The sequence below is a fragment of the Comamonas sp. w2-DMI genome (assembly GCF_040187735.1).
GTDB lineage: Bacteria > Pseudomonadota > Gammaproteobacteria > Burkholderiales > Burkholderiaceae_C > Comamonas > Comamonas terrae.
Window position 1 is genome coordinate 20749 of the sequence record NZ_JBANEL010000029.1, and the last position, 21225, is coordinate 41973.

General features: G+C 55.7%; 18 protein-coding genes, 4 pseudogenes and 1 other annotated feature. Of the genes and pseudogenes, 8 read left to right on the plus strand and 14 right to left on the minus strand.

The features are described 5' to 3' along the window. Nucleotides 1-20: 20 nt before the first annotated feature. Nucleotides 21-353: pseudogene (locus V8Z74_RS22305) on the minus strand (integrase core domain-containing protein); the annotation flags it as partial. A 22-nt stretch (nt 354-375) separates the two neighbouring features. Between V8Z74_RS22305 and V8Z74_RS22310 the strand changes: the two are divergent. From V8Z74_RS22310 to V8Z74_RS22325, 4 genes are all read left to right on the plus strand, one after another. After that, nucleotides 376-3183, plus strand: a complete 2808-nt coding sequence (locus tag V8Z74_RS22310) for a sensor domain-containing protein (protein WP_349711286.1) — start codon at nt 376-378, stop codon at nt 3181-3183. Between the two features lie 183 nt (nt 3184-3366). Then, nucleotides 3367-3867: a heat resistance protein PsiE-GI gene (psiE-GI, locus tag V8Z74_RS22315; protein ID WP_003052334.1), complete on the plus strand. Its 501-nt coding sequence runs from the start codon at nt 3367-3369 to the stop codon at nt 3865-3867. After that, nucleotides 3845-4447, plus strand: coding sequence for a M48 family metalloprotease (locus V8Z74_RS22320; protein WP_349711288.1), 603 nt, complete (start codon nt 3845-3847; stop codon nt 4445-4447). Before psiE-GI ends, V8Z74_RS22320 begins: the two co-directional genes overlap by 23 nt. Nucleotides 4448-4469: 22 nt before the next feature. Next, nucleotides 4470-5624 carry a S1C family serine protease gene (locus tag V8Z74_RS22325; RefSeq protein WP_302089492.1) on the plus strand — a complete coding sequence of 385 codons (1155 nt, stop codon included), beginning with the start codon at nt 4470-4472 and terminating at the stop codon, nt 5622-5624. A gap of 617 nt (nt 5625-6241) precedes the next feature. On the opposite strand, the gene V8Z74_RS22330 is transcribed toward V8Z74_RS22325, so the two are convergent. Next, nucleotides 6242-7306: an alkene reductase gene (locus tag V8Z74_RS22330; protein WP_349711290.1), complete on the minus strand. Its 1065-nt coding sequence runs from the start codon at nt 7304-7306 to the stop codon at nt 6242-6244. Between the two features lie 210 nt (nt 7307-7516). After that, a complete protein-coding gene (locus V8Z74_RS22335; RefSeq protein WP_423121150.1) occupies nt 7517-8530 on the minus strand; it encodes a GlxA family transcriptional regulator in 1014 nt (337 codons plus the stop codon). 66 nt (nt 8531-8596) lie between these two features. On the opposite strand from V8Z74_RS22335, the gene V8Z74_RS22340 reads away from it, so the two are divergent. Continuing rightward, nucleotides 8597-8899 (plus strand): putative quinol monooxygenase, encoded by a 303-nt coding sequence (locus tag V8Z74_RS22340; RefSeq protein ID WP_007182542.1) that lies wholly within the window; start codon nt 8597-8599, stop codon nt 8897-8899. 124 nt (nt 8900-9023) lie between these two features. On the opposite strand, the pseudogene V8Z74_RS22345 reads toward V8Z74_RS22340, so the two are convergent. The 3 pseudogenes from V8Z74_RS22345 to V8Z74_RS22355 all read right to left on the minus strand — a co-directional run. Beyond that, nucleotides 9024-9542 (minus strand): annotated as a pseudogene (locus V8Z74_RS22345) (type I restriction endonuclease subunit R, EcoR124 family); the annotation flags it as partial. Next, nucleotides 9536-10138 (minus strand): annotated as a pseudogene (locus V8Z74_RS22350) (IS3 family transposase); the annotation flags it as partial. The pseudogenes V8Z74_RS22345 and V8Z74_RS22350, both read right to left, overlap by 7 nt. A gap of 64 nt (nt 10139-10202) precedes the next feature. Beyond that, nucleotides 10203-10772, minus strand: a pseudogene (locus tag V8Z74_RS22355) (transposase); the annotation flags it as partial. Next, nucleotides 10374-10491 (minus strand) — a sequence feature (AL1L pseudoknot). (Overlaps the previous pseudogene by 118 nt.) Nucleotides 10773-10885: 113 nt before the next feature. Here V8Z74_RS22355 and V8Z74_RS22360 point away from each other — a divergent pair. Beyond that, on the plus strand, nt 10886-11116 hold the full coding sequence (locus tag V8Z74_RS22360; RefSeq protein ID WP_155895612.1) for a hypothetical protein: 231 nt from the start codon (nt 10886-10888) through the stop codon (nt 11114-11116). Nucleotides 11117-11179: 63 nt separating this feature from the next. Here V8Z74_RS22360 and V8Z74_RS22365 read toward each other — a convergent pair whose 3' ends face one another. From V8Z74_RS22365 to V8Z74_RS22400, 8 genes are read right to left on the minus strand one after another with little or no spacing between them, the layout of a single operon-like run. Continuing rightward, nucleotides 11180-11548, minus strand: a complete 369-nt coding sequence (locus tag V8Z74_RS22365) for an AtzH-like domain-containing protein (protein WP_081770873.1) — start codon at nt 11546-11548, stop codon at nt 11180-11182. Between the two features lie 4 nt (nt 11549-11552). After that, entirely contained in the window at nt 11553-12239 is a 687-nt protein-coding gene (locus tag V8Z74_RS22370; protein ID WP_081770872.1) for a cysteine hydrolase family protein, read from the minus strand. Beyond that, nucleotides 12236-13822, minus strand: coding sequence for an ABC transporter ATP-binding protein (locus V8Z74_RS22375; protein ID WP_043387469.1), 1587 nt, complete (start codon nt 13820-13822; stop codon nt 12236-12238). Before V8Z74_RS22375 ends, V8Z74_RS22370 begins: the two co-directional genes overlap by 4 nt. 14 nt (nt 13823-13836) lie before the next feature. Then, nucleotides 13837-14532, minus strand: coding sequence for a biuret amidohydrolase (gene biuH / locus V8Z74_RS22380; RefSeq protein WP_043387476.1), 696 nt, complete (start codon nt 14530-14532; stop codon nt 13837-13839). 2 nt (nt 14533-14534) lie between these two features. After that, entirely contained in the window at nt 14535-15578 is a 1044-nt protein-coding gene (locus tag V8Z74_RS22385) for a formamidase (RefSeq protein WP_043387466.1), read from the minus strand. 28 nt (nt 15579-15606) lie between these two features. Next, on the minus strand, nt 15607-16530 hold the full coding sequence (locus tag V8Z74_RS22390; protein WP_043387464.1) for an ABC transporter permease: 924 nt from the start codon (nt 16528-16530) through the stop codon (nt 15607-15609). Beyond that, entirely contained in the window at nt 16527-17600 is a 1074-nt protein-coding gene (locus V8Z74_RS22395) for an ABC transporter permease (RefSeq protein WP_349711297.1), read from the minus strand. Before V8Z74_RS22395 ends, V8Z74_RS22390 begins: the two co-directional genes overlap by 4 nt. Nucleotides 17601-17630: 30 nt before the next feature. Continuing rightward, nucleotides 17631-18749 carry a BMP family ABC transporter substrate-binding protein gene (locus tag V8Z74_RS22400; RefSeq protein WP_043387473.1) on the minus strand — a complete coding sequence of 373 codons (1119 nt, stop codon included), beginning with the start codon at nt 18747-18749 and terminating at the stop codon, nt 17631-17633. A 226-nt stretch (nt 18750-18975) separates the two neighbouring features. Here V8Z74_RS22400 and atzF point away from each other — a divergent pair, with 226 nt between their 5' ends. After that, nucleotides 18976-20763 carry an allophanate hydrolase gene (gene atzF / locus V8Z74_RS22405; RefSeq protein WP_081770870.1) on the plus strand — a complete coding sequence of 596 codons (1788 nt, stop codon included), beginning with the start codon at nt 18976-18978 and terminating at the stop codon, nt 20761-20763. 59 nt (nt 20764-20822) lie between these two features. Then, entirely contained in the window at nt 20823-21110 is a 288-nt protein-coding gene (locus V8Z74_RS22410) for a GntR family transcriptional regulator (RefSeq protein ID WP_349711301.1), read from the plus strand. Nucleotides 21111-21225: the final 115 nt, after the last annotated feature.

Below are 21225 nucleotides of genomic sequence, written 5' to 3' on the forward strand. Positions count from 1 at the left end.
CGTTTCGATCGGGTCAGTTGTCAGATTAGTTCAGTGCTTGTACCTTCGTCGCACACCTCTTTTGCTTCGATCAGCGTTTGCATAGGCGGCCTGCCGCAGCACATTTTGCCCTGATGTGTGCGCTGGCCCCTGTAGTAGTCGATCCAGTCATCTAGATCCACCTGCAATTTGTCGATGGATCGGTAGATCTTGCGCCGCAATGCCACTTGGTAGAACTCCTGCAAGATGGTCTTGTGGAATCGTTTGCAGATGCTATTGGTCTGGGGGGCTTTGGTCTTGGTGTGTTTAATGTCATTAACGGCCAGGTATAGCTGGTAGTCATGCGTCTCGGCCTTGCCGCAATACTCCGCACCGCACCAATAAGGAGCGTCACCTTTGAATGAGAATCCTCAAATCTCAGCCCGATACTGTGGCCAGATTAACGAGAATGCCCATTTGGGCAGTTGGCGTCTCGATCTTGACTCGCAACTCCTCACTTGCTCCGATGAAGCCTGCCGCGTGCTCGGCCTGGATGTTGGTGCGCCAATAGCCTTCGAGCGATTCCTGCAGTGCATTCACCCTGAAGACCGCCCCCTCTTCGATAGGGCATGGGATGCTGCCATGTGCGGAAAGTCCCTTGATCTGCGGTATCGCATCGTCAGCGGAGGGCAGGTTCGCTGGATACACCTGCGGGCAACATTCAAGGGCGACGCCTCTGGTCGGCCCAGAGCGGCAGACGGGACGGTAGAGGACATCACCGATCTCAAGAGGGTCGAGCAGGCGCTGAACTCTATGCGCCGACAGCGAGAAGAGTTGGCCAGCCACGTTCCCGGTATGCTTTACCAATACCGTCTTCGTCCGGACGGCAGCTCGCACTTCCCTTATGCCAGCACGAGAATACAGGAAATATACGGGGTTGCACCGGAGGATGTTGTTGAAGATGCCACTCCTGCGTTCGCTGCGCTACATCCTGAAGACCGCGACCGTGTGCATGAAACCATACAGGCGTCGGGGCAGTCACTCGCGCTTTGGCATGACGAGTACCGAGTGCAGTTTCCAGACGGTCGGGTGATCTGGGTCGAAGGCGAGGCGTCGCCTGAAGCCATGCCTGATGGGAGCATCCTCTGGCACGGCTATATCCATGATGTCACCTCACGCAGAAGATCCGCGGAAGAGCTTCGCCTTGCGGCTAAAGTTTTTGAGCACGCAGGAGAGGGCATCCTCGTTACGGACGCTCAAGGCCACATTGTCAACGTCAATCGGGCGTTTTCCGTGATCACTGGTTATGCGCGGGAGGAAGCAATGGGGCAGACACCTCGTCTGCTCGAGTCCGATCGCTATGACGATGAGTTCTATCAGACCGTTTGGCAGGCTCTGCGTGAGCACGACTATTGGCACGGAGAGCTCTGGTGCCGACGCAAGAACGGCAGTCAGTTTGCCGCGCTGCTGACGATCAGTGCAGTCCCGGATATGCGGGGCAATATCGAGCATTACGCAGCCATGTTTTCCGACATCACAGCGCTGAAGGAGAACCAGCAACAGCTTGAACGCGTTGCTCATTACGACCTGCTCACCGGCTTGCCCAATCGACTATTGCTTGGAGACCGCCTTAAGCAGGCCATTCGTCAGACACGTCGGCGTGGCATGCACCTGGCGGTTGTCTTCATCGATCTGGATGGATTCAAGAAGGTCAACGACCAGCACGGCCACGCAGTCGGCGACAAATTGCTTTCCGTCCTGTCCAGGCGTATGACGCAGGTGTTGCGCGAAGACGATACCTTGGCCCGTCTTGGTGGTGATGAGTTTGTCGCTATTCTGGTCGACCTGCCGGATATTTCCGTCAGCGTACCGATTCTCGATCGCCTGATCGAGGTGGCTGTACAGCCCGTACCGATTGGTGACGCACTGTGCGAGGTGAGCGCGAGTATCGGTGTGAGCTACTACCCACAAGGCGAAGATATCGACGCCGACCAACTGCTGCGTCAGGCAGATCAGGCTATGTATCGTGCCAAGCAAGCCGGCAAGAATCGATATCACGTTTTCGATACGGAGAAGGATCGTACGCTGCGCACCCGTCACGAAGGATTTGACAGCATAGAGAATGCACTTGCCAATGGGCAGTTTCTGCTTTATTTCCAACCTAAGGTCAACATGCGCACCGGTGAGGTGCTGGGCGCCGAAGCCTTGATCCGCTGGCAACATCCGACGCGTGGCTTGTTATCTCCTGCCTCCTTCATACCCATCATTGAGAACCATCCGCTCGGGATTGACGTGGGGAAATGGACCATCGAGGCTGCGCTGACCCAGATCGAAGTTTGGCGCAAGGCCGGCCTTCATGTCCCGATCAGCGTGAATATCGGTGCGCGGCACTTGCTGCAACCGGACTTCATCATGCATCTCCGGGGTATGTTGTCACGACATCCCGGCGCCCAGCCGCAAGACCTTGAACTGGAAATCCTCGAAACCAGCGCCGTGGAGGACTTCGTTCAAGTGTCTCAGTTGATGACGCTGTGCGAGCGGATGGGATTGCGTTTTGCCCTCGACGATTTCGGCAGCGGCTATTCATCGCTGACCTATCTGAAGCGCCTGCCCGCGCACCTGCTCAAGATCGACCAAGGTTTTATACGCGACATGCTCGAGGATCCGGACGATATCGCCATCCTGGATGCGCTACTGGCACTGGCAAGGTCGTTTGGCAGGAACTGCATAGCGGAGGGAGTCGAATCCATTCAGCATGGTGAAATGCTGCTGCGTATGGGATGCGAGTGGGGCCAGGGTTATGCCATCGGGCATCCGATGCCGGCGCATGAATTCGAGCAATGGCTACACACCTGGCAGGTACCCTTATCCTGGAAGGGATTCAAACCTGACAGTCGCTCCGCGCTGCCCGTGCCGTTCACATACGTCGACCACCGGGTCTGGATTTCCCAGATGATCGACTATCTGTCAGGTAAGACCCAAGTGCCGCCTCAACCCGAAGCACTCCAATACTGGCGGGATCAAAGTGGCCGCCCTACGTTCTTCGGCAAGGATCCTGATGATCAGGTCGATGTCCTGCATCAGAGCATCCAGCAGTTAGCGCACACCCTGAGTGAAATGAAAAATGCCGGCCGTGTCGAGGCATTGAGGGCTGGCATCGACAAGTTGCAACATTTGCAGGCGGATCTGCTGGGATTGCTGCCGCCAGATCAGAAGCCGGATTGATGCCATGCATGGGACAAAGGGTTGACGTGCAAGAGGCTGATCCACCCATCGGCGGCGCCACGGGCGCGCAGGACACTATGCGCTGGGTGGCTTCGCAATTGCCTCGGCAATCCAGGTGTAATCGAGTCGTCTTCTCGGACTCCCCGTTCCATTAACGTTTCATTGAAAGAGAGAGCAACGCTTATGCATAAGGAATCTGGCCACACGGCCCTTGACGAGATGCGCTCCCAGTGGCGGTTGATGACGGTTTACGAGCGCTTCGAGCAGGTCGTCGCCCTCGTTCTGTCGGCGGTAATTGCCGTCATCATCGTGGTGTCGCTGTTCCAGCTCATCGCCATCGTCTTCACGCTGCTGGTCCTCGATGCCTTCAATCCCCTGGATCACAAGGTATTCCAAAGTGTGTTCGGCATGATCATGACGCTCTTGATCGCGATGGAGTTCAAGCATTCCATCGTGCGCGTGGCGCTGCGTCGGGACAGCATCATCCAGGTCAAGACCGTGATCCTCATCGGTCTGATCGCGCTGGCGCGCAAGTTCGTGATCCTTGACCCCGAGGCGAGCCCCGCAAAGATAGCCGCGCTGGCAGGCGCCACGCTGGCTCTGGGTGCGACCTACTGGCTGCTGCGCAAGCGCGGCGACCGCGCCGCCGAGACCTCTGAGCATGACCCGTCATCATCCCAGTGATCCGCGCACGGCGCTGTTGCAACACCGCTGGCTCAACCGCCTGCAGACCGGGCTGTTGGTCCTGACCCTGGTCGGGATCGCAGCCGCAGCAGGGAGACTGTCGTTTGGGGAAGGCGGCCTGTGGCTCGCGCTGTTTGCCGTTGCAGGTGCGTTGCTGCTGGAACCGGTAGCCGTGTCGGCGCTGAGCTTGCGCCTGTACCGCGTACGGGCCTTGCACCCGCAAGAAGCGCCCGAGATTTGGGCCATGTTGCGCGAACTGTCCGCCCGTGCCGGTTTGTCCGCCACGCCGGTGCCGCACTACGTGCCCAGCGGCATCGTCAATGTCAATGCCTTTGCCACCGGCTCCAGGCGCCTTGCCTCCATTGCCTCCATTGCCCTCACGGATGGTCTGCCCGGCTGGGGAAATCCCGAGCCGTCTTGGTTGCGCACGCATACGGCGGCAGAGGATCGTATCGCGCGCCTGATGGAGTTGGCGCCTCAGCCATCGCAGACCCTGCCGTTCCAAACGGATTATCTCGTGCCAAGGTCGTTCGCCCCGATGTGCCCACCACGCCGGGGCCTGAGCGGCCTTTGGCGCTAAATCACTCGAAGGAGCCTCCGTCATGTCTTCCCCCGGTCCTTACCCACAACGCCCAGCTCCGGATCATTTCGTCCGGCGGTGGCTCGTCATCACTGCGTGCGTTGCAGCACTCATGCTGTTTTGGCAATTCCTGCCCGCCATCGAAGCCTGGTTCAGCCCGCGCCAAGCCGCTGAGCGCACCGTCACGCCGCGTGGCGATCTGGCCGCTGACGAACAGGCCACCATCGAGTTGTTCGAGAAATCCCGGGCATCGGTGGTCTACATCACGACGTCCCAACTGGTACGAGATGTCTGGACGCGCAACGTCTTTTCTGTGCCGCGCGGCACGGGTTCGGGTTTTATCTGGGATGACGCCGGTCATGTTGTTACCAACTTTCATGTGATTCAGGGGGCGTCGGAGGCCACGGTCAAACTGGCCGACGGCCGCGATTACCAAGCCGCGCTGGTCGGAGTGAGTCCGGCACACGATATCGCGGTGCTCAAAATCGGCGTCGGCTTCCAGCGCCCGCCCGCCGTTCCGGTCGGCACCAGCGCAGACCTCAAGGTGGGACAAAAGGTGTTCGCCATCGGCAACCCCTTCGGCCTGGATTGGACACTCACCAACGGCATCGTGTCCGCGCTAGATCGATCGCTGCCCGGAGAATCTGGCGGAGTGACCATCGAACACCTGATTCAAACCGATGCCGCTATCAACCCCGGCAACTCGGGTGGGCCGTTGCTCGATTCCGCCGGCCGCCTGATCGGCATCAACACAGCGATCTACAGCCCTTCCGGTGCATCGGCTGGGATTGGCTTCGCCGTACCGGTGGACACGGTCATGCGTGTGGTGCCACAACTCATCAAGACAGGAAAATACATCCGCCCGGCGCTTGGGATCGAGGTAGACGAGCAGCTCAACCTCCGATTGCAGGCACTGACCAGTACCCAAGGCGTGTTCGTGCTCCGTGTCGCCCCTGGCTCAGCGGCGCAAAAGGCGGGCCTGAGCGGTATCACCGTTGGCCCCGAAGGCATCGTGCCGGGAGACCGTATCACAGGCATAGGTGGCGCTCCCGTCGACGATGTCGCCAAGCTGCTCGCACGGCTTGACGACCAAAAGGTAGGGGACGTGGTTGTCTTGTCAGTTGAGCGGGCCGGTAAGCCAAGGGAGGTGCGCGTGGAGTTGCAGCCTGGCGCCTGATCTGAAGTAGAGAACTTCTGGGGATCGGTAAAAAATAACGATGGATGCATCAAGTATTCGAGCCGCAGAAACTTGATGCCCTACACTTTGGTTGCCAAGGCTTTTTGCTTTTGGGCTCGGACCTCTTCTTGCGCTAGTCCTTACATCGGCAGCAGCCAGCAGCTCAGTTCTCGACGCACAGCAGAAGATCACGCTTGCATCTTGAGCCGCCGGTAAGTAGCGGCGGGCTGCCGTTCGCGGCCTAACCGTCACCTCAGGGCGTCTTACAGATAACCGTTATCCGATTGCCCGCAGTTTTACCAAGCCAAGGGCAGCTGACACTGGCGGTGCGCAGAATTACAGCGGTGTCTCGAGGGCCTGCTGCCCTAGATTGCGACCAGGAATTTCCGAACCTGACTGAACTCGATATGGGAGGATAGCGCGGCCTCGGCACTACTTGAGCCGGAGACGATGTACGAGTTCGGCGGGCGGCGGAGCAAACCGAGGCAACTTATCAATTAAAGATCGTGATGGCGCACAACACTCGGTAGACGCCATAGATTCACAGCTTCGCAAGATCGAAGGGCAGAGCCTTGGGTATAAAGTGGCTCGTTTCTTCGATCTTCTGGGGCGGTGATTTACGCGACCTGCAGTGTCGGATAGTCTGTATAGCCCTTGGCGCCACCTGCGTAGAACGTGTTGGAGTCAGGCGCGTTCAGCGGTGCCTTGGCCCTGATGCGTGCGGGCAGGTCCGGATTAGCCAGGAAGGCGGTGCCAAAGGCCACAGCGTCAAGCTTACCTTCGGCAATAGCTGCCTCTGCCTCATCAGCGCTGTAACCCATATTGCCCACCAACACACCCTTGTAGTTTTCACGCGCTACGGGCATGACATCAGCCTTCTGCACGCCGAAGAAATCGGCGCGCATCACGTGCAGGTAGGCCAGCTTGAAGGCATTGAGCCTATCGGCCAGGAAGCCGATGAGGGCCAGCGGGTCACTGTCTTTCATGCTGTTGAAGCTGTTGAGAGGCGACAGGCGCAGGCCCACACGTTCGGAGCCGATCGCCTGGGTCACGGCAGTGAGTACCTCGAACAGCAAACGTGCACGGTTTTCCAGCGGTCCGCCGTAAGCATCGGTGCGCTGGTTGGGCGTGTCGCGCAGAAACTGGTCAATCAGGTAGCCGTTGGCGCCGTGTACTTCCACACCATCAAAGCCGGCGGCAATGGCGTTGCGTGCGCCTTGAGCAAAGGCAGCCACGATGCCGGGAATCTCTTCGACGGTCAGGGGGCGGGGCACCGCGTGCGGCACCTTGCCTTGGGGCGTGTGGATCTCTCCCTCAATGGCGGTGGCGCTGCTGGAGACAATGGGGGCGCCATCGGCAGCGCCAGGGTAGGCTGCGCGGCCAGCGTGCCAGATCTGCATGAAGATGCGTCCGCCCTTGGCGTGCACCGCGTCGGTCACCTGCCTCCAGGCTGCAATCTGCGCGTCGTTGTAGATGCCAGGCTCATTGACGAAGGCCGATGTACCGGGCGCCACCATGGTGCATTCGGAAATCAGCAGGCCGCCGGTGGCTCGCTGGCTGTAGTACTCGGCCATCAGCGCGTTGGGCATGTGGCCAGCGTCGGCACGGGCGCGTGTCAGTGGTGCCAGAAGGATGCGGTTGGGCAGGGTGAGAGAACCTACTTGAAGTGGATTGAATAGCATGTGGATGAAAACCCAGATTAGTGAACAGAAAACAGTGGTAAAGCTAACAGTGTTCCCAATACTCAGACCTTTGAAAGGTCACTGAAGACTGCTTTGGCACGGCTGGTGCTTTTGCACCCAACGCACGATGTAGTAGACACAAGTGGGTAAGCCTTTGCTTCCGACAGTTTCGCGGCGGTCTCCAGCCGTACATGCACCAAACGCCTTTGGTCATCCACCGCGTCGCAACTCCCTGACACCCCGGCCCAGCTTGCGGCGCAACAGGGCCCGCAGGGTCACCCCATCCGAGTACCCGACCTGTGCGGCGACCTGGTCGACGCTGGCGTTCCCGGTGCGCAAGAGATGGACGGCATGCTCCACGCGCAGGTCCTGGAAATACGACAGCGGTGTCTTTCCCAAAACGCTTTGCAGCCGCCGCGCCAAGGTGCGCTCGCTTGTGCCCACGGCGCTGGCCGCCTCGGCCAGCGAGAACCCCTGCGCGAGCCGACTTCTGGCCCAGCACTCGAAGCGCTCTACCATCGGGTCGGCATGCGCAAGGTGGTCGGGAATCACGAACTCGGCTTGCGAACTGCGTGTCTCGACCAGCAGATAGCGTGCCACCAGGGCCGCTAGCGCCGGACTGCGCCCTCGGATGATGCGCAAGGCCAAGTCGACGTGGGCCAAAGCGGCACCCGCGGTGGTGAAGCGTGTCGAGTTCACGATCATGCGTGACTCGTCCAGCGCGACGTTCGGATAGCGCTGCCGAAACATCGGCCCCAGCCACCATGATGTCGTCGCACGATGCCCATCAAGCAGGCCACTCTCTGCAAGCAAGAAACTACCGGAGCAAGCGGCACCAAGGTGCGCGCCAGAGGTGGACCACTGCTGAAGCGCGGCGACCGCATCGGGCACATCGGGGCGTGTGAGTCGAGCCGAGAGCGTGTCAGGCATCTTGTCGCCAAACGCTGGCACGAGCACGACGTCTGGTTCGGGCACACCACGCGCAGTGACCACGGGCACCGTCAAGCCTTGCGCTGTTCGGATGCGACGCCGCACACCCACCAGCGTGAGCTCTATGTGCGCGGGAGCCTGTGGCAGCGATCCCGCCATCGCATTGGCTAAGCCCACTGTGTCAGTGAGCGCCGCAAGCCCCAGATCAAACACGCCATCACAAACAAGGAGGTGGAGTTTCATGGCAACAATGATATCAATGTTGTCATTATTGCCACTGGAGATGTCTGTCATGAAGACTTAGACTGCAGCCTCGTCGATCCCTTAACCTACTTTTCCATTTACCCAAAGGAATACAGCATGACCAAGCTCGCCCTGTTTGTTCGCCTCGAAGCTAAACCCGGCCAGGAGGCTGCGCTTGCCGACTTCCTGGCCAGCGCACTGCCGCTCGCCAATGCCGAGTCCGGCACCACGGCCTGGTTCGCATTGAAGTTTGGCCCTTCGACATTTGGTGTGTTCGATGCCTTTGCCGATGAGGCAGGTCGCCAGGCACATCTGAACGGCCAGATCGCCGCGGCCTTGATGGCCAACGCAGCGACCTTGCTCAGTTCTCCGCCCAATATCGAGAAGGTTGAGCTGCTTGCAGCCAAACTGCCTGCATGACAACTCGGCCTTGACCCAATCAGGTCACGCTGCAGGATGGGGGTCACACAGCCCTACGTGCGATCCCCACCTCCTTGCTGTCATTCTTGCAGCCTATGGATTTTCCGGCGAGAAAAGGGCAGATTCAGACCTGCCCACCCACACCCTTGAACTTCTCCACAAACGCTGCGATCTTCTGAAACACCGTCTGCTTCTTGGTCAGGTACTGCGGATTCAGCGGGCTCATCTTGGGCAGCACAGCATTCAATTCCGTTCCGCTGTCTGAGGCGAATTCACGTTTTAATGAATTGGTGATGTAGCGTTTGGCAGCTTCCACATTCAGCTTTTCTTCGTCAATCAATGCCTGTGCTTCACGCTGCTGCTCAGCCTCAGCCTCAGCCTCGACATAGCTGCTGACCGACAGGTTGTAGTCATTGCCTGCCACCTTCTCAAAAGGCACAGACTGGGCAAAGTGATCCACATGGGCCTTGCTGTCAAACACGGCCATGATCTGCTCGATGTGTTCATCCAGCAGCACGTTGTTGTTGGTCTCTTTCTTGAACAGACCGCTGGCATCAATGAACTGGGTGGTGGTGTCGGTCTTGCTCTTGGACAGCACCAGAATGTTCACGGCAATCGTGGTGCCAAAGAACAGATTGGGTGACCGCCTCGGGGGCTGGGACGTCTGCGGTAACCCCGCTGAGCCTGCAAGCCTTCTTGCTTGAGCAGCTTGGCCACCCGGTGTTTGCTGCACCGCTCGCCCAGGTCACGCATGTCCAGGGTGAGTTTGCGGTAACCGTACACCCCACCGCTTTCCAGCCAGGCGTGTTTGAGCAAACCCAGTAACCTGCGGTCGTCCTGGGCACGGGCACTTTGCGGTTGCGTCTTCCAGGCGTAGTATCCGCTGGGGTGCAGCCGCAAAACACGGCACATGCCTCGCACGCTGTACAGAGCTTGGTGCTGAGCGATGAATGCGTACTTCAGCGGGACTGCCGCGCGAAGTACGCCGCCGCTTTTTTTTAGGATGTCACGCTCCTCGGTGACCCGTTTGAGCTCGGCCTTCAGGCTGCGCAGTTCATCGCTTTGGCTCAGTTGCTGGGTGCGTGCTGCCAGTAGCATTTGGCGTTCACGCACCCATTTGTACAGGCTGTGGGTGCTTACGCCCAGGCGGTTGGAGACATCGGCCACGCTGTGGCCGTGGTCAAGGATTTGTTTGACCGCCTCGGTCTTGAATTCTTCGGGGTAACGTTGACTGCTCATACTGGCTCCTATTGGACAGGAAATAGGAGGCTCTTGACTGTCTACAAAATCCTGGGCGATTCACAATGGGTAAGCCTTCTCGGTGCATCTGCTTCCAAACTTTGACGGCACCATACACCTGCCAATTAGCGTGCCACACCCGTTGAATATGACTGCAACGTTCTTCATCCGATTGGCTGCGCTTGCAGCGCAGCCACGGGCAGTTTCTTTGTTGAACCCTGCGCCTGTAGCCCGATGGGGCAATTTGCAGCAACCTGCAAATTGGCTCGACCCCATAGGCATCACGGTACCTATCTACGAAGTCAATCAGCTCTTGATGCGACGGTCCAGCTCCGCCTGTGCAAAAAAAAGCGCTCGCAGCCTTGAGGATGTCATTGGCTCGGCGCAGTTCCTTGTTCTCTCGCTCCAGTTGCTTGAGTCGCTCACGTTCATCCGTGGTCAACCCTGGCCGTTGGCCTGCATCTATTTCTTTGCGCTGCACCCATCCATGCAGGGTGCTAACAGAGCAGCCAATCTTGGGGGCTATCGATTCACATGCACCCCACAGTGATGCGTAATCCGTTTGGCATTCCTGCACCAAACGTACGGCACGTTCACGTACCTCTGGGCTAAAACGAGCAGCTTTAGTGTTCATGACTCAATCCTCTCAGGAGTTGAGCCTCCACGGAAGCCGGTGTGATTCACTGGATTGAGATAGGCCTTTTAGAGTTCTCTACCTCAACAAGAAAAGGTCGCTCCTGCAGGCTCGTGAGTCCATCGCAGTTGATTGCCTTTCGCCAGAAATACCTGCCACTTGCCGACCTTGCACATGCCATGGAGTCCAAGCCATCGTACTTGGCTCACCAGCTAGAAGGCATCGAAATTCTGGGAGCAAAAGTGCTACCTAATGGCACGAAAAGAGGCGCTCTTTTACCCCTCAAAGAGCTTGGCAAATTCGCGGTTTCAGGACTGCTGAACCAAAAGTCGTTGTTTCAATAGTAAAGCCCCTTAAAGACATGGGCGAGAGGACCCCAGCGGTACTTGAACCTGCTACTAGTCGATTCAGACCATACTTACATGAGCTGAAACAATTTTCCAGCCTTCATCTAGCTTCACCCAAGTTTGAGTTTGAAACCCATGCAGGTCCGTGTCTGTGCGCTGAAACTCACACATTGCTATAACAGTATTGTCAAAAAATTCAGTCAGCCGAACATTGATCAGCTCACGAGTGAAGTCTGGGACAGGAACGCTTTTTCGGTACTCAACTAATGCCTCATAGCCCAGTTGTTTGTCACAAACCCCATAACGGGTAACAGCTGGATCCGCCCAAAAAAAACTGTTTAAGGCATCGATATCATTCGCCATTAGTGCTTTTTCATATGAATAAAAAAGCTCTGTAACCTCTTCAATAGCAGTTTTCTTAGTTTTCATCTGATCAATCTTGGGAAGCGTAAGAATGAAGTGCTGATAGGACCTCTGTACTTGCTGCAGTCCAACCGACAATTGCACCCTGAGCTCGCACCATCTCCAACGTCGCTTGCTTGAAATGAGGAAAGTAACTGTCTGTCGCATCTTCAACTAGCAAACAAACATAGCCCCGATCATTAGCCTCTCGCATCGTAGTTTGCACACACACTTCTGTAGTCACCCCTGTAAACAGCAGATGGGTGATGCCCTGGGCTTGTAAGAAATCATCCAGAGCTGTCGCATAAAACGCCCCCTTGCCAGGTTTATCAATGATGATTTCTCCATCAATTGGCGTTAGCTCAGGCACGATGGCGTGGCCCGCTTCGCCCTGAATCAAAATTCGCCCCATTGGACCAATGTCACCAATACGTAAGTCGGGTTGCCCTCGCAAACGCTTGGCATCTGGACAATCACTCATATCCGGCAAATGACCTTCTCTGGTGTGCACTACACACCCACCCTGGTGTCGCCATGCTTGCAGCAATGTTTGCAAGGCAGGAATGATGGCTTGCAAAGGAGTAACGTCGTTACCAAGCGAGGCACCAAAGCCACCAGGCTCCACAAAATCGCGCTGCATGTCGATGATCACCAATGCGGTGCGCGATAGTTCAAACTCGAACGCAGACGGTAAAGCCGCCGATACGATGTGCGTCATGCAGCCTCCGCAATGTTGTGGTTGCCATGGTCACCGGCCATGTAGCTACCCAAAACATGACGATCTGCATTGGCGGCATCACAAGCGTGCACAATGCGACCTTCGCTCATCACTACTACCCGATCTGCCAAGCTGAGCAACTCATCCAAGTCTTCACTGATGAGCAAGACGGCACCACCTTGATTGCGCACTTCCATAATGCGGCCATGAATTTCTGAAACGGCTGCAAAATCCAACCCAAACACCGGATTGGCCACTAATAGCACGCGCACTTCACCATCTAGCTCGCGCGCCAAAACGGCACGCTGCACATTGCCTCCCGACAGGGATGCAATCGGCGCGTCTTCACCTTGAGTTTTCACGCCGTACTCAGAGATCAACGCTCGCGCACGCTCGCGCAACACACCGCGACGCAACCACCCACCTATGGCAGCCGGTGTCTGATCAAATCTGCGCAAACCCATATTCAAGGCCACGCTGAGTTCACCCACACACGCATTTCGCAACGGCTCTTCTGGCAGACTGCGCACGTTCATGCGTTGGTTTTGGTCACGACGCGCCAAGTAAGCCTCATCATCAATCCAGACCTTACCGGACGTTCTTTCTCGTTGGCCAACCAATGCTTCCATTAGTTCGCGTTGGCCATTGCCTGAAACGCCGGCCACACCCACGATTTCACCGACTTTGACAGACAAGCTCAAGTCTTGTACGGCACGCTCACCGCGGTCCCCCATCACATGCAGCGCCTCAATGCGCAAACGCGTTAACGCATCTGGGTGAGGCTTGCGCACCCAGCCACTGGTAGCGGTCCCGTCGATACTGGGAGCTGGCTTTTCAGCATCCGCCACAGCAGCCAAATTAGCTTGTCCCATCATCTCAGCGCCCAATTGCTCTGGCGTGACATCAACCACGCAGTGGCTGCCCATGAGACGACCACGGCGCAGCACACTAACATCATCAGCCACTGACATCACTTCACGGAATTTATGCGTGATCAAAATGATGGTCACATCACCCGCATGTGCACGGTCGCGCAACACACCCAGGACTTCGTCAGCCTCTTGCGGAGTCAGCACCGAAGTGGGTTCATCGAGAATCAACAAGCGTGGTTTCAAAAACAGTTGCTTGAGAATTTCGAGCTTTTGTTTTTCACCCGCCGAAAGGTCCATGGGACGCGCATCCAAGTCGAGCTTGAACGGCGTGGTAGCCATGAAATCTTCTAGCTCAGCACGCACTTTCTTCCAAGGGATCACCGCAGGCAACTCACCTCTGCCCAACAACAGGTTCTCAGCCACGGTCATGCCTGGCACCACGGTGAAGTGCTGGTAGACCATACCGATACCTAACTCACGCGCTACTACCGGTGAGGTGATCGCTTTCTCCCGACCATCCACCAAAATCGCACCTTCATCCGGTTGGTGATAGCCCACTAAGGCTTTCACCAAAGTGCTTTTTCCAGCACCGTTCTCGCCCAACAAAGCGTGCACCGTACCAGGACGTACATTCAAAGAAACCCCACCCAGCGCCGTAAAGGCACCAAAGCGCTTAGTGAGTTCATAGGTAGACAAGGCCAGCGCACTCATGCTGTTGCTCCTGCTTAGAAAGCCTTCAGCGCGGCAATTACCGCTTCTGAATCAGCCACTGCGCCAAACACACCACCTTGCATCTTGATCATGCTGAAAGCGGCTGCGTGATTGCCTGAATCGGTGGCACCGGTGCAGTCGGTCAACATCACGCACTCAAAACCACGGTCATTGGCCTCACGCATGGTTGTATGCACACACACATCAGTGGTGATGCCAGTGAGGATCAGGTTGCGAATACCACGGGTGTGGAGAATCATCTCTAGATCGGTTGCGTAAAACGAGCCTTTTCCTGGTTTGTCGATAATGGGCTCACCATCAACGGGATACAACTCGGGGATGATGTCCCAGCCAGGCTCACCACGTACCAGAATGCGGCCGCAAGGGCCCGCATCACCAATGCCCACGCCATTCGTGCCAATCTGACGCGAACGCCAGCGCTTGTTGGTGGGCAAATCACTCAGGTCAGGACGATGACCTTCACGGGTATGGATCACATGCATCCCCACGCGACGTGCCTCTGTCAGCAAACCCTTAATGGGCTCTATCGGCGCACGCGTGGCCGAGATGTCATAGCCCATCTTGTCAACGTAGCCGCCTTCTCCGCAGAAGTCGGTTTGCATATCAATGATGACCAGCGCCGTGTTGTCTGGACGAAGGTGTCCGTCATAAGGCCAGTTGTAAGGTTGTGCGTTCACAAAATTCGTCATGCTCACTCCTTGGCGTCTGCTGCACGCTCTTGAGGTGTCAAAAGATTCGGTACATTGCCCACATAAGTTCGAGTGGGGGCAGCAAAGCCACACGATTGCCCATCGGTGTACACAACCTTGTCTTCCCATGGAAGCTGGAACTGACCGTTGACCATGTCATGCATGAAGGTATAAGGGCAGTCTTGCGCACCACCTTTCACTGCCACATAACCGCGGTGGTAAAGCTGGTAAATGTTGTTTTCAACGGCCCAGTGCTCACGTGCTTCGCGGATCAAATCTGGGCGAATTTCAGCGCACACGATTTCATCAGGACGACTGCCTCCTTGCACCATCACCGTGCCGTCGAAGTTGCAGACCATGGCCTCTCCCATCGAATCGAAGGTGCCATCGCTGCCACACAGACACACACTGGCCGTGACCATCAGGTTTTGGAATGCATTAGCTTGGTTGGTGATTTGCCAAGAATGACGAATCGGTGCCGTATAGCCTGCAGTGCGCAACATCACCTCGGCACCCTTGTACGCGCACTCACGCGCCATCTCTGGGAACATCCCATCATGGCAAATGATCAATGCCAGTTTCACACCCTTCGGACCCGTGATCACGGGGATACCCATGTTGCCGGGCTCCCAAGCCTCAACAGGGATCCAGGGGTGATATTTACGGTAATACAGCTTCAGCTCACCCTGGTCATCAATGATGATGCCAGTGTTGTAAGGATTGCCCTCAGGGTTCTTCTCCATGATCGAGAAACAGCCCCAAATCTTGTGCTCGACACAAGCTGCTTTGAAAGCTGCCACTTCAGGGCCATCCAGACTCACCATCAGCTCATCGGCCGTGCTCATCGACAAGCCATGCAAGGCATACTCGGGAAACACCACCAAGTCCATGCCGGGATAGCTACGACGCGCTTTACCCACCATATCCACAATACGCTGTGTTTGTGAAGCCACTTGTTCAGGGGTCTCAACCACCGGCAATTGCAACTGCACCAAACCCAACACCAAACCATTGGGCGTCTTGTTCAAACCACTCAAGCCACTCATTACTTCACTCCTTCTTGATGCACCGCGATCAGCGCGCCAACTTCAACTCCATAGGGGCACCTTGCAGCGAACGCTTCGGGCTGCAGCTACACAACAAGATCAACAAGGTCAAGGCATAAGGCATGACATTGAAAAGGTGGTAGCCAGCACTGATGCCAACAGATTGCAAAGCTGGGCCCACTGCACCAGCACCACCAAAGATCAATGCTGCACCCAAGCAGTGCATCGGACGCCAACGCGCAAAAATCACCAGCGCCACCGCAATCAACCCCTGTCCACTCGACAGACCTTCGTTCCAGCTACCTGGGTAGTACAACGACAGCGATGCACCTCCAATGCCGGCAATGAACCCGCCTACCGTGGTTGCTAAGACACGCACAGTGTTCACCGAGTAACCCAAGGCTCGTGCGGCATCGGTGCTATCACCAGCCATGCGCAAGATCAAACCCCAACGCGTGTGCTTGAGCATCCATGCCATCAGCACCGCCAAAACCACTCCAATAGGGAACAAAGCGTTGATGCGCAGAGCTGATTGCACTTGTGCTGAATCACTCCAAGCACCCAATTCAATCGATGGAATTTGCACGGCCTGCGGTTGGATCAAGCTTTTGCCGAAATAGAACGCCAACCCCACACCTAATAACATCAAGGCAATACCGGTGGCGATATCACTAACTTTAGGCAGTGAGCACAAAAAACCGTGCAGCATGGCCAACAAAGCACCACTGAAACCTGCGGCCAACACGCCAATCCAAGGTGATCCACTGATATAGCTCCCACCAAAACCTGCCATGGCAGATAGCACCAGCACACCCTCGAGCCCTAAGTTCACACGGCCTGTTTTTTCGGTGAGACACTCACCCAAACTCACGAACAAAAATGGTGTGCCTACTCGGATGGCGCCACCCAACACAGCAATCAACACATCCATCCAAATCGATATGTCTGTCATACAGCCTCCGCACGCAGCGCACCACGCTGAGCTAGCTTCGCGGCCAAACGCCCACGCAAAGCTTCTACCGCCAAGATCAGCACAAATGCAAAACCTTGCAGCACCAATACCGATGCATCAGGCAAATCCAGGCGACGCTGCAACATGCTGCCTGCTGCACCAAAACCACCGAACAACACTGCTACAGGAATGATCGCCAGTGGGTTGTGACGTGCCACGAACGACACCAAGATGCCCGTATAGCCCAGGCCTGCAATCAAGGACGCATTGGCCGCGTTGTGTACTGCAACCACTTCAATGCCACCGGCTAAGCCTGCTGCAGCACCACCCAAAGCGCAGGCAGTGGTCACCAAACGTCGACTGGGCAAACCCACCAAACGTGCAGCACGGGCATTCCCGCCTACCACCCTGGTGGCAAAACCATGGGTTGTCCCAAACAACCAAATACCTGCGATCACACAAACCACAGCACCCCAAACCAAACCCCAATGCACGTCCTGACCAGGAATCAACCCCATCAACACGTCTTCTGACAAAGGTAACGTCGATGGTTTATTCAAACTTTCTGGATCGCGCATTGGCCCCTCCACCAAATGCTTGAACAGCCCAACAGCCAAATACCCCATCAACAAGGAGCTGATGGTTTCATTCACACCGCGGTACTGCTGCATGACCCCGACCAAACCAATCCACAAACCACCAGCTAAGGCAGCTGCTGCCAAAACCGCTGCCGTGCCCATTGAACCAGAGGAGGGGTCTACCAAATAAGGTAACCCAGCAGCTGCCAACCCACCCAATACCAACGCTCCTTCACCGCCGATCACCGTGAGGCCCGCCTGAATCGGCAAGGCCACACACAAAGCCGTCAACATCAAAGGTGCCGCCCGCTGCAAAGTGTTTTGCCATGCGAAGGAATCACCAAAGGCTCCCTTGAACAGTAAAGTCCATGCCTCTACCGGATCGGTGCCGCCAAACCAGACGAATACACCGAACATCAGCACAGCCCCTACCAAAGCCAGTAAAGGCAGCACCACACTGTCAAAAACAGCGACCCAACGTGGAGCGTTCATGACCCCTCCTCTCCTTCTCGGCACCTAGCCTCAAACCTTGCCGATGACGCCTTCAACCAGATAGTTCATCTGCTCCAGCACAATGTCGGTTTGGTGAATTGACGTTCCCTTGGGCACTACTACCTTGCCGGTGTTGTCCTTCAGCCCGTCCTTAAAAATGCTGAATTGGTCTTTCAACATTAGCGCCTTGACTTCATCAGCTTGCTTGCGTGCACCTTCTGTGACCATGGGGCCGTAAGCAGAGGTCTTCACATAACCTTCTTTCAACCCACCGCGCAGGAAGTTGGGATGTGGCTTGCCAGTACGAGCCGCTTCAACGATTTGCTTGTAAGGTGTGACCCAGTTCCATTCAGCACCGGTCAGGTAGGCGTTGGGAGCCAACTTAGCCTGACTGGCGTGGTAGCCACAGACGAACTTGCCACGGCGGGCTGCTGTCTCAACAATCACTTTGGGCGAATCCACGTGCATGGTGAAAACGTCCACACCTTGGTCAGCTAGGCTGTTGGTGGCTTCAGCCTCTTTCACAGGCATCGACCAATCCCCAGTAAAAACTACCGAGCAAGTGATGTCAGGGTTGACCGAGCGTGCGCCCAGCGTGAACGCATTGATATTGCGCAGCACTTGTGGAATCGGCTTGGCAGCAATGAAGCCAATCTTCTTAGACTTACTCATGTGACCAGCGATCACACCGTTCAGGTACTGACACTCTTCGATGTAACCAAAGTAGCTGCCGACCATCTTGGGGTGCTTGCTCTCATCCCACAAACCGCCGCAGTGCGCGATGCGGGTTGTTGGGTTCTTCTTGGCTACTTCCAGCACATGGGGATTGAAGTAACCAAAAGAGGTCGGGAACAACAACGTGGCGCCATCTTGAGAAATCATCCCCTGCATGCTTTTTTGAGCCGCTTGGGTTTCAGGTACGTTTTCTTCACCAACCATCTTGATGCCAGGCAACTTGCGAATTTCTTGCGCGGCTTCGTAGTGGGCTTGGTTGTAGCCAAAGTCATCACGTGGTCCGACATACACCATGCCGATGATGATGCTCTTTTCCGCCTGAGCAACTGCTAGACCAGAGGCACCACCAAAAGCCAACCCGGCTCCAGCTGCACTCACACCTTTAATCCAAGAACGACGATTAATTCGATCCATTGACGGCATTTACAACTCCTTGTACTGACATGGTGAAACATCGCTACACGCAGAACTCAATCAGCTGTGCGGTGCACATACCGGTATACAAGCAAGCTGTGTGCCACCTTTTCCCTCTAAGGAACTAAATACAGCTGACCCTCATAGGCATTACTTAACTTGCCTCCAAGCTCTTGGCATACAAACTGCTTGTTAGCAACATCTTGTATACATATAGGTATTCATCATGTTGGTAGGAACATTCGACGATTGGAAGCGCGCATACAACGAGGGGGCCGACCCAGCTGAACTGCTGGAGCAGCAGCGCCAAGCCTGTAAGAGTGATGACACGGCATGGATATCCATCGCAACACCAGAGCTTTTGCAAGCTCAAGTACAGGCATTGGTAGCACTTGAAACAGCCGTAGGCCGGGATCAACTTCCCTTGTATGGCATTCCCTTCGCTGTAAAGGACAACATTGACGTTGAAGGCTTTACAACCACTGCCGCTTGCGCTGAATTCGCTTACCGAGCCACGGGTGACGCCTTTGCAGTCAAGCGACTAAAGCAAGCAGGGGCTATCGTGATGGGAAAAACCAATTTGGACCAGTTTGCGACTGGCTTAGTTGGTACACGATCTCCTTACGGTATCGTCCCCAACACCTTTGATGCCAGTCTCATTTCAGGCGGCTCTAGCTCTGGATCGGCATCAGTTGTTGCGCGTGGCCTGGTTCCTTTTGCGCTGTCAACTGACACGGCAGGTTCTGGCCGGGTGCCCGCAGCCTTCAATCAAATAGTAGGACTTAAGCCCACTCCTGGTGCAGTCAGTGGCACTGGTCTGGTGCCTGCATGTCGTACCTTGGATTGCATTGGTGTATTGGCTCTCAATGTCGCTGACAGTGCCTTGACGATGTCACTCATGGAAGGGCCAGATGCAGAAGACGGCTACTCGCAAGTGCGTCCTGCAGTCACCAAACACAAACCACTGTCTGAATTACGTATAGCCATACCTGACACCCGCAAGCTGTCTACCGATTACGAACTCGCTTTTACTCAGTTTATTGATCGACTGAAACCACAAGCAAAAGACGTAAGCACGCTCTCTTTTGAGACTCTTTTTGAAGTAGCTAACTTGCTCTACTACGGTCCTTGGGTGGCAGAGCGCGTAGTGGGTGCACGCAGTATTTACGAGCGTAAGCCAGACGCTTTATTACCCGTAATTCGCCAAGTGCTTGATGTGTACCAACGCTTCAATGCAGCAGATACGTTTGCTGCGCAATACCGTTTGCAAGACCTCAAACGCACCGCAGAAAAAATCTGGGAAAGGTGTGATGTGTTGTGCGTACCTAGCTCACCCCGCCACCCGTCCATTGCCGAGGTTCAAGCAGACCCGATCGCAGTCAACTCTGAAATGGGCACATATACCAACTTTGTGAATTTGCTGGGGTGGTCTGCAATTGCGATTCCGGCAGCAAAATTACCAAATGGCTTGCCTTTTGGCATCACATTGATTGCCCCAGCCTGGCGTGAGCCTGACTTGGTACGCTGGGCCCAGCACCTGGAGAGCATGCATCATTTAACTGCAGGTGCTACAGGCCAATCTACACAAACTCTTGGAGCTCTACCAGCGTGGCATGTACCAACAAATGGAGATACCCTTGAATTAGCAGTTGTAGGTGCGCATTTGCGCGGGATGCCGTTGAACCATGAGTTGTTAGAGTGCGGCGCCAGTTTCTCGCACGCTACTACCACTTCGAGCAGCTATCGACTGTATGCATTGCAAGGTACAGTGCCTGCAAAACCCGGATTAGCACAAGCTGCTAATGGTGCACCGATTGCGGTTGAAGTGTGGAATATGCCGATTACACACTTTGGTCGTTTTGTGGCGGGTATTCCTGCACCCTTAGGTATTGGCAGCGTAACTCTTGCAGATGGACGCACCGTAAAAGGATTCATCTGTGAAGGTGCGGCACTTCAAAATGCCGTTGACATCACTCACTTCGGCGGATGGCGCGCATACCGAATGGCCCAATAAGACACGAAGGGCAATGAATGCCGTGCACACCATGTGTGAAGCACGGCGTAATTACGCTAATGAATAACTACAACGGAGACAAGATGGCATCCTCTAGCCTTGCAAACCAAGCCTATGACAAGCTACGACAAGCTCTTGATGACTACGAGTATTTACCTGGAGACAGATTCAGCGAGAACGAAGTTGGCACCAAACTTGGAATGAGTCGTACACCAGTACGTGAAGCTTTGGTCCGCTTACAGCGCGAAGGCTACATAGCAGTAATGCCCAAAATGGGTTGGGTGGTAAACAGGTTAGATTTCATTGTTTTTGAGCAGCTCTACGACGTAAGGTCCGTACTGGAGTGAATCGCACCGGGTTTTGAGGAGGCCGATTGGTTTAAGTTGACACCTCTGCCGAGGTGTCGCTGACGGCTAGTTGCCTCCAGTAGTTTGCCTCAGCTTCTGCCGGAGGGATGCCCCC

Bases quoted from the DNA above. Each gene is read 5' to 3' on its own strand.
- psiE-GI (WP_003052334.1), top strand. From the start codon at position 3,367: ATGCATAAGGAATCTGGCCACACGGCCCTTGACGAGATGCGCTCCCAG.
- V8Z74_RS22320 (WP_349711288.1), top strand. From the start codon at position 3,845: ATGACCCGTCATCATCCCAGTGATCCGCGCACGGCGCTGTTGCAACAC.
- V8Z74_RS22325 (WP_302089492.1), top strand. From the start codon at position 4,470: ATGTCTTCCCCCGGTCCTTACCCACAACGCCCAGCTCCGGATCATTTC.
- V8Z74_RS22330 (WP_349711290.1), bottom strand. From the start codon at position 7,306: ATGCTATTCAATCCACTTCAAGTAGGTTCTCTCACCCTGCCCAACCGC.
- V8Z74_RS22335 (WP_423121150.1), bottom strand. From the start codon at position 8,530: ATGACAGACATCTCCAGTGGCAATAATGACAACATTGATATCATTGTT.
- V8Z74_RS22340 (WP_007182542.1), top strand. From the start codon at position 8,597: ATGACCAAGCTCGCCCTGTTTGTTCGCCTCGAAGCTAAACCCGGCCAG.
- V8Z74_RS22365 (WP_081770873.1), bottom strand. From the start codon at position 11,548: ATGAAAACTAAGAAAACTGCTATTGAAGAGGTTACAGAGCTTTTTTAT.
- V8Z74_RS22370 (WP_081770872.1), bottom strand. From the start codon at position 12,239: ATGACGCACATCGTATCGGCGGCTTTACCGTCTGCGTTCGAGTTTGAA.
- V8Z74_RS22375 (WP_043387469.1), bottom strand. From the start codon at position 13,822: ATGAGTGCGCTGGCCTTGTCTACCTATGAACTCACTAAGCGCTTTGGT.
- biuH (WP_043387476.1), bottom strand. From the start codon at position 14,532: ATGACGAATTTTGTGAACGCACAACCTTACAACTGGCCTTATGACGGA.
- V8Z74_RS22385 (WP_043387466.1), bottom strand. From the start codon at position 15,578: ATGAGTGGCTTGAGTGGTTTGAACAAGACGCCCAATGGTTTGGTGTTG.
- V8Z74_RS22390 (WP_043387464.1), bottom strand. From the start codon at position 16,530: ATGACAGACATATCGATTTGGATGGATGTGTTGATTGCTGTGTTGGGT.
- V8Z74_RS22395 (WP_349711297.1), bottom strand. From the start codon at position 17,600: ATGAACGCTCCACGTTGGGTCGCTGTTTTTGACAGTGTGGTGCTGCCT.
- V8Z74_RS22400 (WP_043387473.1), bottom strand. From the start codon at position 18,749: ATGGATCGAATTAATCGTCGTTCTTGGATTAAAGGTGTGAGTGCAGCT.
- atzF (WP_081770870.1), top strand. From the start codon at position 18,976: ATGTTGGTAGGAACATTCGACGATTGGAAGCGCGCATACAACGAGGGG.
- V8Z74_RS22410 (WP_349711301.1), top strand. From the start codon at position 20,823: ATGAATAACTACAACGGAGACAAGATGGCATCCTCTAGCCTTGCAAAC.